Origin of the sequence: Devosia sp., from assembly GCF_017307495.1 — a bacterium.
Lineage (GTDB): Bacteria > Pseudomonadota > Alphaproteobacteria > Rhizobiales > Devosiaceae > Devosia_A.
On record NZ_JAFKHE010000032.1, the window covers coordinates 1 to 12,360 of the forward strand.

15 protein-coding genes are annotated in these 12,360 nt (G+C 68.7%); 12 read left to right on the top strand and 3 right to left on the bottom strand.

Features of this window, described 5'->3' with window-relative positions:
* The 9 genes from J0I99_RS19385 to J0I99_RS19425 all read left to right on the top strand — a co-directional run.
* The coding region (locus tag J0I99_RS19385; RefSeq protein ID WP_291399118.1) for a phage major tail protein, TP901-1 family at positions 1-264 on the top strand (264 nt) is incomplete at its 5' end.
* Positions 265-380: 116 nt separating this feature from the next.
* Positions 381-695: a gene transfer agent family protein gene (locus tag J0I99_RS19390; RefSeq protein WP_291389983.1), complete on the top strand. Its 315-nt coding sequence runs from the start codon at positions 381-383 to the stop codon at positions 693-695.
* Positions 692-889, top strand: coding sequence for a rcc01693 family protein (locus tag J0I99_RS19395; protein ID WP_291399119.1), 198 nt, complete (start codon positions 692-694; stop codon positions 887-889). Before J0I99_RS19390 ends, J0I99_RS19395 begins: the two co-directional genes overlap by 4 nt.
* A complete protein-coding gene (locus J0I99_RS19400; protein ID WP_291399120.1) occupies positions 889-1,422 on the top strand; it encodes a phage tail tape measure protein in 534 nt (177 codons plus the stop codon). Before J0I99_RS19395 ends, J0I99_RS19400 begins: the two co-directional genes overlap by 1 nt.
* A 266-nt stretch (positions 1,423-1,688) precedes the next feature.
* Positions 1,689-2,315, top strand: coding sequence for a DUF2460 domain-containing protein (locus J0I99_RS19405; RefSeq protein ID WP_291391240.1), 627 nt, complete (start codon positions 1,689-1,691; stop codon positions 2,313-2,315).
* On the top strand, positions 2,312-3,202 hold the full coding sequence (locus tag J0I99_RS19410) for a DUF2163 domain-containing protein (protein WP_291399121.1): 891 nt from the start codon (positions 2,312-2,314) through the stop codon (positions 3,200-3,202). The genes J0I99_RS19405 and J0I99_RS19410 overlap by 4 nt, the downstream gene beginning before the upstream one ends.
* Positions 3,199-3,645 (top strand): NlpC/P60 family protein, encoded by a 447-nt coding sequence (locus tag J0I99_RS19415; protein WP_291399122.1) that lies wholly within the window; start codon positions 3,199-3,201, stop codon positions 3,643-3,645. The genes J0I99_RS19410 and J0I99_RS19415 overlap by 4 nt, the downstream gene beginning before the upstream one ends.
* A gap of 347 nt (positions 3,646-3,992) precedes the next feature.
* Positions 3,993-7,676 (top strand): glycoside hydrolase/phage tail family protein, encoded by a 3,684-nt coding sequence (locus J0I99_RS19420; RefSeq protein ID WP_291399123.1) that lies wholly within the window; start codon positions 3,993-3,995, stop codon positions 7,674-7,676.
* On the top strand, positions 7,658-7,936 hold the full coding sequence (locus tag J0I99_RS19425) for a hypothetical protein (protein WP_291399124.1): 279 nt from the start codon (positions 7,658-7,660) through the stop codon (positions 7,934-7,936). Before J0I99_RS19420 ends, J0I99_RS19425 begins: the two co-directional genes overlap by 19 nt.
* 125 nt (positions 7,937-8,061) lie before the next feature.
* Here J0I99_RS19425 and J0I99_RS19430 read toward each other — a convergent pair whose 3' ends face one another.
* The 3 genes from J0I99_RS19430 to J0I99_RS19440 all read right to left on the bottom strand — a co-directional run bounded on the left by J0I99_RS19430 (position 8,062) and on the right by J0I99_RS19440 (position 9,407).
* Positions 8,062-8,733 carry a hypothetical protein gene (locus J0I99_RS19430; protein ID WP_291399125.1) on the bottom strand — a complete coding sequence of 224 codons (672 nt, stop codon included), beginning with the start codon at positions 8,731-8,733 and terminating at the stop codon, positions 8,062-8,064.
* Between the two features lie 71 nt (positions 8,734-8,804).
* Positions 8,805-9,146, bottom strand: a complete 342-nt coding sequence (locus J0I99_RS19435; RefSeq protein WP_291399126.1) for a helix-turn-helix transcriptional regulator — start codon at positions 9,144-9,146, stop codon at positions 8,805-8,807.
* 12 nt (positions 9,147-9,158) lie between these two features.
* On the bottom strand, positions 9,159-9,407 hold the full coding sequence (locus tag J0I99_RS19440) for a type II toxin-antitoxin system RelE/ParE family toxin (RefSeq protein WP_291399127.1): 249 nt from the start codon (positions 9,405-9,407) through the stop codon (positions 9,159-9,161).
* Positions 9,408-9,502: 95 nt separating this feature from the next.
* Here J0I99_RS19440 and J0I99_RS19445 point away from each other — a divergent pair, with 95 nt between their 5' ends.
* The 3 genes from J0I99_RS19445 (at position 9,503) to J0I99_RS19455 (ending at position 12,347) form a co-directional block, all read left to right on the top strand.
* Positions 9,503-9,793, top strand: coding sequence for a hypothetical protein (locus J0I99_RS19445; protein ID WP_291393338.1), 291 nt, complete (start codon positions 9,503-9,505; stop codon positions 9,791-9,793).
* A gap of 194 nt (positions 9,794-9,987) precedes the next feature.
* Positions 9,988-10,647: a response regulator transcription factor gene (locus tag J0I99_RS19450; RefSeq protein ID WP_291393339.1), complete on the top strand. Its 660-nt coding sequence runs from the start codon at positions 9,988-9,990 to the stop codon at positions 10,645-10,647.
* A 218-nt stretch (positions 10,648-10,865) separates the two neighbouring features.
* Entirely contained in the window at positions 10,866-12,347 is a 1,482-nt protein-coding gene (locus J0I99_RS19455) for a HAMP domain-containing sensor histidine kinase (RefSeq protein WP_291399128.1), read from the top strand.
* Positions 12,348-12,360: the final 13 nt, after the last annotated feature.

Here is a 12,360-nt window from a genome sequence, read left to right on the forward strand (position 1 = left end):
CGCGAGCTGTTGGCCGGCGGCGGGATCAAGCGGGCGGCGGTGGCGGGGTCGGGGATCTTCAAGGACCAGGCCTCGGACGCGACGATCCGAGCGCTGTTCTTTGCCGGCACGATCCGCAGCTGGCAGCTGATCCTGCCCGACTTCGGCACGGTCGAGGGGCCGTTCCAGATCGTGGCGCTGGAGTTTTCGGCCGACCATGCGGGGGAAGTGACGTTCGAGCTGGCGCTCGAGAGCGCGGGGCAACTCAGCTTCGTGGTGGCTTAGCCTCCCTCCCCCTTGAGGGGAGGGATTGAGGGTGGGGGTGGTGCGGTGATCACCGATGGACCCCCACCCCCCACCCGTCCCCTCAAGGGGAGGGGAGCACAAAGAGGAGACAATGCATGCCGAACATCCAGCGGGGTGAAATCTCGGCCGTGTTCGAGGGCGAGGAGCGGGTGCTGTGCCTGACGCTGGGCGCGCTGGCGGAACTCGAGGCGCGGCTTGGGGCCGGCGACCTGGTCGGATTGAGCGAGCGTTTCGCCGCCGGGCGGGTGTCGGCGCGGGACCTGACGGCGATCATCGGGGCGGGCCTGCGTGGTGGCGGCAATGCCGTGACCGACGACGACCTGGCGCGGATGTCGATCGAGGGCGGGTTGCGCGGGGCGGCGGAGATTGCGGCGCGGCTGTTGCGCGCGACCTTCGGAGAGGCGGCATGAGGGCCTTCCCGTGGGACGAGGCGATGCGCTTCGGCTTCGGCGTGCTGCGGCTCTCCAGCCGGGAGTTCTGGGGGCTGACGCCGCGCGAGCTGGCGGCGGCGTTCGAGGCGCGGGCCGGGCGGGCGCGTGGTGTTGCGCCGGGGCGCGAGGTGCTGGGGCGGCTGATGGCGGCGTTCCCTGACGAGGTGAAGTGATGGCGGATCCGTTTGGCGACAGCCTTTCGGGGCTGGGCGATGTGTCGGCCGAGCTCGAGCGCATCGGCGACCTGGCGGATGGCGTCGGCAAGGCGCTGAGCCGGGCCTTTCGCGGCGCGGTCCTCGACAGCCGATCGCTGAAATCGGTGCTGGGCGAGGTGGCGGCGAGCTTTGCCGACATCGCGCTGAAGGCGGCGTTCCAGCCGATCGGGTCGCTGGTGAGCGGCGCGATCGAAAGCCTGTTCACCGCCACCAACCCGAGCGTCACCGCCTTTGCCAAGGGCGGCGTGCTGCAGAGCCCGACCTGGTTCGGGCTGGGGCAGGGACTTGGGCTGGCGGGGGAGGCGGGAGCCGAGGCGGTGCTGCCGCTGGCGCGCGGCCCGGACGGGCGGCTGGGTGTCGCGGCCGGCGCCGGGGCGGTGAACGTGACCTTCAACGTGACGGCGACCGATGCCCGGAGCTTTGCCGCGAGCGAAGCGGAGGTGTCGGCAATGCTGCTGCGGGCGGTGCGGCGGGGGACGCGGGGGAGCTAGAGCCGGTGTGGGCGGCAACCCCCACCCACCGGCTCTTTCGCCTCCCTCCCCCTTGAGGGGAGGGATTGAGGGGGGGTGGTTCGGTGAGCGCCGAAAGACCCCCACCCCCGGCCCCTCCCCTCAGGGGGGAGGGGTACCGACTGACAGACTTCGGTTCACGCCCCCTCCACCGCCTTCGGGGTGGTTCGGTGAGCGCCGATGGACCCCCACCCCCGGCCCCTCCCCTCAAGGGGGAGGGGAGCAACTCCAAGCACACGGAATATCAGATGACCTTCCATCCCATCCGCTTTCCCCTCGACATCTCGCTCGGCGCTCGCGGCGGCCCCGAGCGCGCGACGGACATCGTGACGCTCGCCTCCGGCCGCGAGGAGCGCAACAGCCGGTGGTTGCATTCGCGGCGGCGGTACAATGCCGGGTATGGCGTGAAATCGCGGGCCGACATGGCGGCGGTGCTGGCGTTTTTCGAGGAGCGGCGCGGGCGGTTCCATTCGTTCCTGTGGCGCGACGGGCTCGACTGGTCATCGAACGGGACCGATGCGCCGACGGCGCTGGACCAGGTGATCGGGACCGGCGATGGCGCGACGGTTTCGTTTGCGCTGACAAAGCACTACGGGACGGCGTTCGACCCGTATCTCAGACCCATCACCAAGCCCGTCGCGGGTACGGTGGTGATGGCGGTGGCGGGTTCGGGGATGCCCGCCACCGACTTTTCCGTCGATGCGCTGACCGGGGTGGTGACTTTCGACGTGGCGCCGGCGCTTGGCGCGGCGGTGACGGCGGGGTTCCTGTTCGACGTGCCGGTGCGCTTCGACATCGACCGGCTGGACGTGGAACTGACGAGCTTCGACGCTGCCGAGGTGCCATCCATCCCGCTGATCGAGGTGCGCGAATGAGGGTTCTGGAGGCGGGGTTCGCGAGCCATGTCGCGAGCGGCGCGACGACGCTGGCGACGTGCTGGCGGATCGAGCGGGCCGACGGGCTGGTGCTGGGGTTCACCGACCATGACGCGGGCCTGAGCTTCGGCGGCACCGACTACGTGCCGGCGCATGGGCTCGATGGCGGGGAACGCGTCGGCAAGCTCGGGGCGAGCGTGGACACGACCGAGGTGGTGGGCGTGCTGCATTCGGACGCGATCGCCGAGGACGACATCCTGCTCGGGCGCTTCGACGGGGCGGAGGTGGCGACCTGGCGGGTGAACTGGCGCGACACGAGCCAGCGCCTGCTGGTGAGCCGGACGACGATCGGCGAGATCGTGCGCGAGGAAGGGGTGTTCCGCGCCGAACTGCGCTCGGGGCAGCAGGCGATCAACCAGCCGCAGGGGCGGATCTGGCAGGCGCTGTGCGATGCGGAACTGGGGGACGCGCGCTGTGGGGTGGAACTCGAGGATCCGGCGTTTCGCGCCGAGGCGACGGTGGTTGGAGTGCGGGACCGGTTCCGCGTGGCGGTGTCCGGGATCGACGGGTTCGAGGCGGGCTGGTTCGCGTTCGGCATGGCGGCGTGGGGTGCCGGCAAGCGAGCCGGACTGCGCGATCGCGTGGTGACGCACGAGCGGCTGGGCGGGGTGGATGTGCTCGGCTTCGGCTCGGCGGTGGGGGACTGGGTGGAAGCGGGCGACGCGCTGGTGCTGACGGCAGGGTGCGACCGGCGGTTTGCGACCCGCCGCGAGCGGTTCGGCAATGCCGTGAACTTCCGCGGCTTTCCGCATATTCCGGGCAACGACTACGTGCTGCGCTACCCCAAGTCCGGCGCCGAACTCGACGGGCGGAAGCTGGTCGGATGAGCGCGGAGATCGTTGCGGCGGCGCGGGGCTGGGTGGGGACACCCTACCGGCACCGCGCGGCCCTGCGCGGCGTCGGCTGCGATTGCCTGGGGCTGCTGGTGGGGGTGTGGCGCGAGGTGACGGGGGCGGAGCCGCCGCTGCTGCCGAACTATCGGGCCGAGTGGCGGGACCTTTCACACGCAGCGGAACTGCAGGGATTGGCGGAGCGGTGGCTGGTGCCGGGGGTACCGGGGCCGGGGGCCGTGCTGCTGTTCCGGATGGGCGCGGCGGCGCTGCCGCGGCATTGCGGGATCATGGTGACGGACGGGCGGTTCGTGCACGCGCAGGAGCGGCTGGGCGTGGTCGAGGGCGCGCTGAGCGAGGGCTGGCGGAAGCGGGTGGCTGGGGTGTGGGAGTTTCCGGAATCCGACCCTGAAACAATCCACCGTCATCCCCGGGCTTGACCCGGGGACCCACGGGGTGTCGCGGCATCGCTGTGTCCGCGGATCAAGTCCGCGGATGACGACTGAGGGAGTGGTGCGCTTGGCGCCCCTCACCCTGGCCCTCTCCCCGGAGGGGCGAGGGGACGATGTGGCTCGTCTGGTGAGCGACTACAGACACTGAGTTTGCGGCTCTAACGCCCCCTCGCCCCTCTGGGGAGAGGGTTGGGGTGTCGGGGTTGCCGGAACGCCTCCCTCCCCCTTGAGGGGAGGGATCGAGGGAGGGGGTGGTGCGGTGATCACCGATGGACCCCCACCCCCACCCCCTCCCCTCAAGGGGGAGGGGAGCAGACCATTGCGAGGAAGGACACATGGCAACACTGGCACTATCGGTGGCCGGGCAGTTCGTCGGCGCGGCGGTTGGCGGGGCGATCGGGGCGACCATCGGGCGGGCGCTGGGGGCGCTGGCCGGGTCGGTGGTGGACCAGGCGCTGTTCGGCGAGAAGCCGGCGGCGAGGACTGGCGCGGATATCCGCATTTCCGGGTCGTCGGAGGGCGGGGCGGTGCCGCGGCTCTATGGCTGGAGCCGGCTGAGCGGCAACATCATCTGGGCCACGGAACTGGAGCGGCTGAAGAGCGAGGAGTCCGGGGCCAAGGGCACGCAGCAGGCCGAGGACGAGGAGATCGTCGCGAGCTTTGCCATCGGGCTGTGCGAGGGCGAGGTGAGCCGGCTGGGGCGGATCTGGGCCGACGGGCAGCTGCTCGAGACGGAGGGGCTGAACCTGCGCTTTTATCGCGGCACCGAGTCGCAGGAGGCGGACAGCCTGATCGAGGCGAGGCAGGGGGCGGGCGCGGCGCCGGCCTACCGCGGGCTCTGCTACCTGGTGTTCGAGCGGTTGCCGCTCGGCGAGTTTGGCAACCGCATCCCCAACATCACGGTGGAGCTCTGCCGCGTGGTCGGCGAGCTCGAGCCGCTGATCCGCTCGGTGACGCTGATCCCCGGGGCGACCGAGTTCGGCTACGACCCGGTGGCGCGGGTGCGGGTGGTGGGGCGGGGCTCGGCCGAGCGCGAGAACGCGCATGCTTCGGCGCTGACCAGCGACTGGATGCTGTCGCTCGACGAGCTGCAGGACCTGTGCCCCAACCTCGAGCACGTGGCGCTGGTGGTGAGCTGGTTCGGCGACGACCTGCGCGCCGGAGAATGCGCGGTGCGGCCGAAGGTGGAGGCGGCGTCCCGCGCGGTGAAGGGGGCGGAGTGGGGCGTGGCCGGGTTGTCGCGCGCCGCGGCCGCGGTGGTGTCGATGCATGAGGGCGGGCCGGCCTATGGCGGCACACCATCGGACGCGGCGGTGCGGGCGGCGATTGCCGATTTGAAGGCGCGCGGGCTCGGGGTGACGCTCTATCCGATGCTGCTGATGGACATTCCGGCGGACAATGCGATGGGGCAGCCGGCCTATCCCTGGCGCGGGCGGATTGCGCCGGTGGCGGCTGCAGCGGCGGAGGTCGCGGCGTTCGTCGGCGGAACGGAGGACTGGGGCTATCGGCGCTTCGTGCGGCACTACGCGACGCTGGCCGAAGAGGCGGGCGCCGATGCGCTGGTGCTCGGCTCGGAACTGGTGGGGCTGACCGCGGCGCGGGCGGCGGGCGGGTTTCCGTTCGTTACTGCGCTGGTGACGCTCGCGGCAGAGGCCAAGGCGCTCGCGCCGTCGGTGGACCTGACCTATGCGGCGGACTGGAGCGAGTATCACGGGTTCCAGCCGCCGGACGCGCCCGGGGACAAGTGGTTCCATCTCGATCCGCTCTGGGCTTCGCCCGATATCGCGGCGGTGGGAATCGACAACTACATGCCGATCGCCGACTGGCGCGACGGCGAGGACGGGCCGGACGCGGCGGCCGACGGACCGTATGGGCTCGGCTACCTCGAGGCGGGAATCGACGGCGGCGAAGGGTTCGACTGGTATTACGCCTCGGACGCTGACCGGCTGGCGGGGGCGCGCACGCCGATCAGCGACGGGGCGCATGGCGAGCCCTGGGTGTGGCGGTTCAAGGATATCGCCGGCTGGTGGGCCAGTGCGCACCACGACCGGGTGGGTGGGGTGCGCTCGGCGTCGCCGACGGCCTGGGTGCCGGGGATGAAGCCGGTGTGGTTCACCGAGCTTGGCTGCGGCGCGGTGGACAAGGGGGCGAACCAGCCGAACGTGTTTCCGGACGGCAAGTCGTCGGAGGACGGGCGGCCGTATTTCTCGTCCGGGGCGCCGGATGGGTTGATGCAGCGGCAGTTCCTGCGCGCGCACCTCGGCCATTGGGCGGGCGACCCGATGGTGGGGCGGATCTCGCTCTGGACCTGGGATGCGCGGCCCTATCCGGCCTTTCCGTCGGACACGACGACCTGGGCCGACGCGCAGAACCATGCCGCAGGACATTGGCTGACCGGACGGCTCGGCGCGCTGGCGCCGGATGAACTTTCTCGCGCGGTGGCGGCGGATTTCGGCGTGGAGCTGGGGGCGGCGGATGTGGCGGGGACATTGGTGCAGGGCATGGCGATCGAAGGCGTGGTGAGCTGGCGCGATGCGACGGCTTCGGCGCTGGCTGCGGCCGGATTGTCGGTGCGCGACGGGGCCGAGGGGCTGGAACTGGTGCGACCGGAACTGGCGGCGGCGGTGACGGTGTCGAGGGACGAGCTGGTGAAGGAGGAGGGGCCGTTGGCGTCAAGGCGGCGGCCTGATCCGTCCGAGACGGTGGCGCGGCTGGCGGTGGGGTTTGTCGATCGCGAGCGGGAATACCTGGCGGGCACGGTGACCGCAATGCGGCCGGAGGGGGCGGCGGTTTCGGGCGAAAATACCGGGCTGGTGCTCGATGCGGCCTCGGCGCGGGGCGCGGCCGAGCAGCTGCTGCGGGCGCGGGGGACGGAGCGGGATACGCTGGAGTTCACGCTGCCGCCATCCTTCGCGGCGCTCGAGGTGGGCGACGTGGTCACCGTCGCGGGCGAAGGCGAGGGGCCGTTCGAGATTGCCGAGATCCGCGATGGACTGGCGCGCAAGGTGACGGCGAAGGCTCTGGCGCCGGTGCTGAAGGCGGCGGTGCTGTCCGACCGGCCGGCGCGGGTGGCGCCGGGGCCGGCGCCGGTGGCCGAACCGGTGGTGATCGTGGCGCACCTGCCGGGCGATCCGGCGACGCCCGGGCAATCGCAACTGCTGCTCGCGGCCTATGCCAGCCCGTGGCCGGGCGAGGTGGAGGTGCATCTGGCAACGACCGGGGGTGCGGCTGGCGCGACTGTCGCGGGCGGCGGCGATCGGGGAACTGGTGACGCCGCTCACGGCTGGGCCGGTGCATGTGCGGGATCGGCGCAGCGTCGAGATCGAGCTGAGCGGCGGCCACCTGGCGCCGGTGGATTTCGCGGCGGCGCTGGCCGGGGCCAACCGGATGGCGGTCGAGACCGACGCGGGCGAATGGGAGGTGATCGGCTTTGCCGGTGCCGAACTGGTGTCGCCGGGGCGGTATCGGCTGACGGAGCTGCTGCGCGGACTGGGCGGCACCGATGTCGCCATGGGGGCGGCGGCGGCGGGCAACCGGCTGGTGGTGCTCGACGGCAATGTGACGGCGGTGCCGGTGGAAGCGGATTGGCTCGGGGGCGAGCTAGACTTGCGGGCGTTTGCCGGGCGGCACGATGGCGCCGGGGCGGCGGTGACGGCGACGCTGTCGCTCGCGCCGGTGCTGCCGCTGCCGCCGGTGCATCTCAGGGCCGTGCGTGGGGCGGGGGGCGATGTCGCGCTCGGCTGGGTGCGGCGGAGCCGGGCCGATGCCGGGTCATGGGCGGTGGCGGAAGTGCCGCTCGAGCATGTGCCGGAGGCCTATCGCGTGACGATCTACGACGGTGCGGATGCGGTGCGGACGATCGAAGTCTCGACGCCCGCCGCGACCTATGCCGCCGCCGCGCAGGTCGCCGATTTCGGCACGCTGCCGGCGGCGTTCGATTTCACCGTCGCGCAACTGAGCCCGGTGTTCGGCGCCGGACACGCGGGGGCCGCGAGCTTCCATGCGTAAGACCATCTTAGACGGCCTCGGCGAGGCCATCGCCCGCCAGAAGCTCAGGCTCCTGGTGGGCATCTTCACATCCAACCTACGGAGAACTCTCGTGAATCTCGGAATCCTGAACGGCTTCAAGACCTACATCGTCGCCGCGGCCATGGTGCTGGCCGCGCTCAGCCAGCTGGTCGGCGTCGACCCGCCCAGCTTCGACGGGCAATCGGCGGGGCAGTTGCTGATGGAGGGGCTGGCGATCCTGTTTCTGCGGAAGGGCGTGAAGGCTGGCTGACTGCGTGCCGGCGCCGCGTCTCAACGACTGCCAGCGGAGCTAATGGTCGCAGTGTTTCTCGGCGGCTGGGTATGCGCCGCCTAATTCGGGTCGATGGCTTAGCCAGTCCGACCTCGTCGCTCATACTACCCGGGTAACCCAAAACCCAGGTTCTTTCGTCGCACTGGCAGAGTGTGGGCGTTCTCTGCACCAACCTGATAGAGCCGCGACATCGTCAGGCTAAGGTCCTTGTTCAATCTCGGATCGAAAAAGTTTATCCGCACGCTCACATTCTCAGGAACGCTGCCAGTCGGCGGGAGGACAACCGGGAGCGATATGTCCCGGCTCATGTGGCCGGTCGGCTCAACTATTAGCTCGTCGGATTGTACAAGATTGCGGTCGCCCAAGAAGTAAAACCCGTTAGTTGGGTCGTCGTTCTCGGTGCGCTGGAATCGCATATTTTCAATTGAAACGAACACGTCGCGTACGAGAAGTGGGTACCTTCGACGGTTCCAAAACTCGAAGCCAAAACTCAGGTAGCTGAAGGTCGGACTATGGTGAACCGTCAGGTGCTCGCTGTAGCGCAGAAAGAGGACTGGACCCCATCCAAAATTCTGCCGCCTAGCCAAAAAGAACTGAATCGTTGCAACGAAGACGCTAGCCACCGTTAGTACGCTGTAGGCTGCGAACTGGGCTACGGGCGCATAGTCCTTCAGCCAATCGATCGAGTTCATCTGCCCCCAGCAACCAAGACTCATGGCGGGAATGGTACCCTGTGTTGGTGAATCGAGCAAAGGAGCCATGCTGAGGCAGGTCATCGCTTGTCTCACCCGTGTAGTTACGGGTTGAACGGAAGCCGTCACCAGTGACGCCCGCGCCTTGGCGCTACTCAAGCCAGGTCGTCCAGCGACACCCCCAGCGCGCCAGCCAGCTTCTTCAACGTGTCGATAGACCCCCGCTTCGTACCGGACTCGATATTGGCGATCTGCACGCGGTTGACCCCGGAGGCCTCGCTGAGTGCGGCCTGGGTCAAGCCGCGAAAGTCCCGGTACACTCGCACGGGGTTTTCGCCGGCAATCAGCCGGTTGGCGAAGTCGGCGGGGATCAGCTCGTCAGCGCCCGAGGCAAGGGCAGCCTTGGCGCGGTCGTAGGCGGCGATGTCCGCCAGGTCCTCAGCGGCCTCAAGCAGACGCTCGTACTCCGCCCTGGGGATGGTCACCATCTCGTTCATCTTGAGTCTCCTTCAGTCGTAGATTCTGCCGCGCGGCCCGATCTCCAGCACGGCCAGCACGACGCCGTCTTCCATGATGACGCGCCAGTCTCCAACCCGCAGGCGGATGCCGGACCGGCCCTGCAACGCCTTGACGTTGTTGGCCTGCGAGGCAGGGTCGGTGGCGTATGCTTCGATCTTCGCCTTGATCCTCTCGGCCGTGTTGGCAGGCATCTTTCTAAGTGCCTTCAGCGCGTCCCTGGTGTAGGCGATCTGCTTCATCGGCAAAATGTAGCGGATGGCTACAGAGTGCGCAATGGGTGGGGGCGCCTACCCCATTCATCCCCCATTCATCCCCCCGCCCGCATAACGCTGGCATGAACAACTTTGCATCGACAGTGCTGGCCGGCGTCTTGGCGCTGGGGCTGGGGGTGGGGTTTGCCGCGCCGGCCCTGGCGGAGGAGTGCTTGAGCAAGCGCGAGATCCAGCAGAAAATCGACAGCGGGGAACTGGTGCAGTTGAGCCAGGCGCTGGCGCAGTCGGGCGTCGACGGCAAGATCATCTCGTCGCAGGCCAAGGTGTGCCTGGTTGGCGGCCAGTGGGAATGGCAGGTCAACGTGATGGATGCATATGGCGAAAGCAAACCTGTGAGCTTGCCGGCCCAGTAGGGCCTCACGTAGAATCCGTGCTTGACCGTCCGCGCGCAGGGCCGGCTCAGCCGGGCGCGGGGTGCGGTCGTGGCGGCTTCCGCGTATCCCCGTTTCGCTGAAACGTCGATATGCTCCAGGTCTTTGAATTGTCGCGCTTTCGAACCGGAAAAGTCTGCAACTTTTCCTGAAAGCGCTCTGAAGGGGACGTTCGAATGCGCATTCTCGTCGTGGAAGACGACACCAATCTCAACCGCCAGCTGAAAGAGGCGCTGACCGAGGCCGGCTATGTCGTCGACGTCGCCTTCGACGGCGAGGAAGGCCATTTCCTCGGCGACACCGAGCCTTACGACGCGGTGGTGCTCGATATCGGCCTGCCACAGATGGACGGGCTGTCGGTGCTCGAGGAATGGCGCCGCGGCGGCAAGAAGATGCCAGTGCTGCTGCTCACCGCCCGCGATCGCTGGAGCGACAAGGTGCAGGGGATCGACGCCGGCGCAGACGACTACGTCGCCAAGCCCTTCCATATGGAGGAGGTGCTGGCCCGCGTCCGCGCGCTGGTGCGCCGCGCCGCCGGGCAGGCCAGCAACGAGATCGTCGCTGGCTCCGTGCGGCTCGATGTGAAGGCGGGGAAGGTCACCGTCGACGGCCACGCCATCAAGCTGACCAGCCACGAATTGCGGCTGCTGAGCTACCTGATGCACCACAAGGGCAAGGTGATTTCGCGCACCGAGCTGACCGAACACCTTTATGATCAGGACTTCGACCGCGATTCCAACACGATCGAGGTGTTCGTCGGGCGGCTCAGGAAGAAGCTGCCGGATGATTGCATCCAGACCGTGCGCGGGCTGGGTTATCAGATCGCCGAGGACTGAGGGGGCGGACATTCCGACTGGACGGCTTCGGTTCTCCTGCCTTCTCCCCTTGCGGGAGAAGGTGCCCGAAGGGCGGATGAGGGGTTTCTCTCAACGCGCCGTGTCGTCCGTCGCATTGCGCCGGCCGCGCAGACTTCGTCTGCGAACCCCTCATCCGGCCTCCGGCCACCTTCTCCCGCAAGGGGAGAAGGCAGGTTGGAGCCCGCGGCGTGTCTAGGGTGAGCACCTCAATCATACAACGGGCGTCCGCTCTGTGGGAATCCGTCCGCGCCCGCCTCCGGCGCCGTCCGGTCGCCGATACACTGCATCCGCATCGCAAGCGCTCGATCGCGGCGTCGCTGTTCCTGCTCTCGGCCGGGTGGCTGGCGGTGGCGCTGGTGGCGACGGCGTTCCTGCTCACCGAGCTCTACCAGCGTGCGCTCGACAACAGCCTGGTCGAGACGCTGGAGTTCCACATCGAGACGCTGACCGACCTGAGCCTACTCGCCGACACGCCCAAGTCGGACCAGATCAAGGTGGCCGACCCGCGCTTCGACCGGACCGGTTCGGGCTGGTACTGGGCCATCCGCAACGACGATGGCGAGCTGCTCAATTTCTCCAATTCCTATGTTGGCATGGTGCTCGGGCCGCTGCCCGGGCCGTTCGATGCGACCAATACCAAGTCGGCGGTGCTGAGCGACCCGTTCGGCATCAAGATCCGCGTGGTCGAGCGGGCGGTGACGGTGAACGGGCTGCCGCTGCACATCATGGTGACCGGTTCGCTGGACGAGATCCTGTCGCTGGTCGAGGAGTTTCGCGGCCAGACGCTGATCGTGCTCGGCGCGGTGGCGATCATGCTGGCGGTGATGTCGACCATCGTGGCGCGCATCTCGCTCAGGCCGGTGGGGCAGTTGCGCCGCGAGGTGGAGCGGGTGCGCGAGGGCGAAGTGGCCTCGGTGACGGGCATCTACCCGGCCGAGATCGCGCCGCTCAGCGAGGAGATCAACGAGCTGCTGCGCTCCAATGCACAGATCGTCGAGCGGGCCCGCAACCAGGTGGGCAACCTCGCGCACGGGCTGAAGACGCCGATCGCCGTGCTGCGCAACGAGGCGAGCGCCGACCGCAAGAGTCCGCTGGCCGCCGTGGTTGCCACCGAGACCGAGAAGATGAGCCAGCTGGTGACCACCTATCTCGACCGGGCGCGGCTCGCGGCGCGCTCGGCCGTGGTCGGCAAGAAGGCCGACGCCACGCACGTGATGCTGCGGCTGACCCGCGTGATGCAGAAGCTCAACCCCAACATCACCATCGCTATGGTGCGCCCGGATGCTTCGCTTCCGTGGTTCCGGGGCGACGAGGGCGACCTCGAGGAGATGGCGGGGAACCTGCTCGACAATGCCTGCAAGTGGGCCAAGTCCGCGATCGGCGTCACCGTGGTGGCCGAGCGGCGCGACGGCACGACGAATCTGCTGATCAAGATCGACGACGACGGGCCGGGCCTTACCGAGGCAGAAGCCGAGAAGGCGTTGCAGCGCGGCGTCAGGCTGGACGAGAAGGCGCCCGGATCGGGTCTGGGGCTGGATATCGTGAAGGAACTGGTTGACGTTTACGGTGGCTCCCTGCAATTGAAGCGTTCGGTGCTGGGGGGCCTGCTCGCCGAATTGCGGCTACCTGCCGCAAAGGTCGCCGGCTTCCGCACTTTCGCCTCAATACGCAAGGAATAAGGCCACGGCCTTC

Excerpts from the sequence above, each read along its gene's own strand:
- J0I99_RS19430 (WP_291399125.1), bottom strand. The coding sequence starts at position 8,733 with ATGACCTGCCTCAGCATGGCTCCTTTGCTCGATTCACCAACACAGGGT.
- J0I99_RS19400 (WP_291399120.1), top strand. The coding sequence starts at position 889 with ATGGCGGATCCGTTTGGCGACAGCCTTTCGGGGCTGGGCGATGTGTCG.
- J0I99_RS19435 (WP_291399126.1), bottom strand. The coding sequence starts at position 9,146 with ATGAACGAGATGGTGACCATCCCCAGGGCGGAGTACGAGCGTCTGCTT.
- J0I99_RS19425 (WP_291399124.1), top strand. The coding sequence starts at position 7,658 with ATGCGTAAGACCATCTTAGACGGCCTCGGCGAGGCCATCGCCCGCCAG.
- J0I99_RS19415 (WP_291399122.1), top strand. The coding sequence starts at position 3,199 with ATGAGCGCGGAGATCGTTGCGGCGGCGCGGGGCTGGGTGGGGACACCC.
- J0I99_RS19440 (WP_291399127.1), bottom strand. The coding sequence starts at position 9,407 with ATGAAGCAGATCGCCTACACCAGGGACGCGCTGAAGGCACTTAGAAAG.
- J0I99_RS19450 (WP_291393339.1), top strand. The coding sequence starts at position 9,988 with ATGCGCATTCTCGTCGTGGAAGACGACACCAATCTCAACCGCCAGCTG.
- J0I99_RS19395 (WP_291399119.1), top strand. The coding sequence starts at position 692 with ATGAGGGCCTTCCCGTGGGACGAGGCGATGCGCTTCGGCTTCGGCGTG.
- J0I99_RS19390 (WP_291389983.1), top strand. The coding sequence starts at position 381 with ATGCCGAACATCCAGCGGGGTGAAATCTCGGCCGTGTTCGAGGGCGAG.
- J0I99_RS19410 (WP_291399121.1), top strand. The coding sequence starts at position 2,312 with ATGAGGGTTCTGGAGGCGGGGTTCGCGAGCCATGTCGCGAGCGGCGCG.
- J0I99_RS19405 (WP_291391240.1), top strand. The coding sequence starts at position 1,689 with ATGACCTTCCATCCCATCCGCTTTCCCCTCGACATCTCGCTCGGCGCT.
- J0I99_RS19445 (WP_291393338.1), top strand. The coding sequence starts at position 9,503 with ATGAACAACTTTGCATCGACAGTGCTGGCCGGCGTCTTGGCGCTGGGG.
- J0I99_RS19420 (WP_291399123.1), top strand. The coding sequence starts at position 3,993 with ATGGCAACACTGGCACTATCGGTGGCCGGGCAGTTCGTCGGCGCGGCG.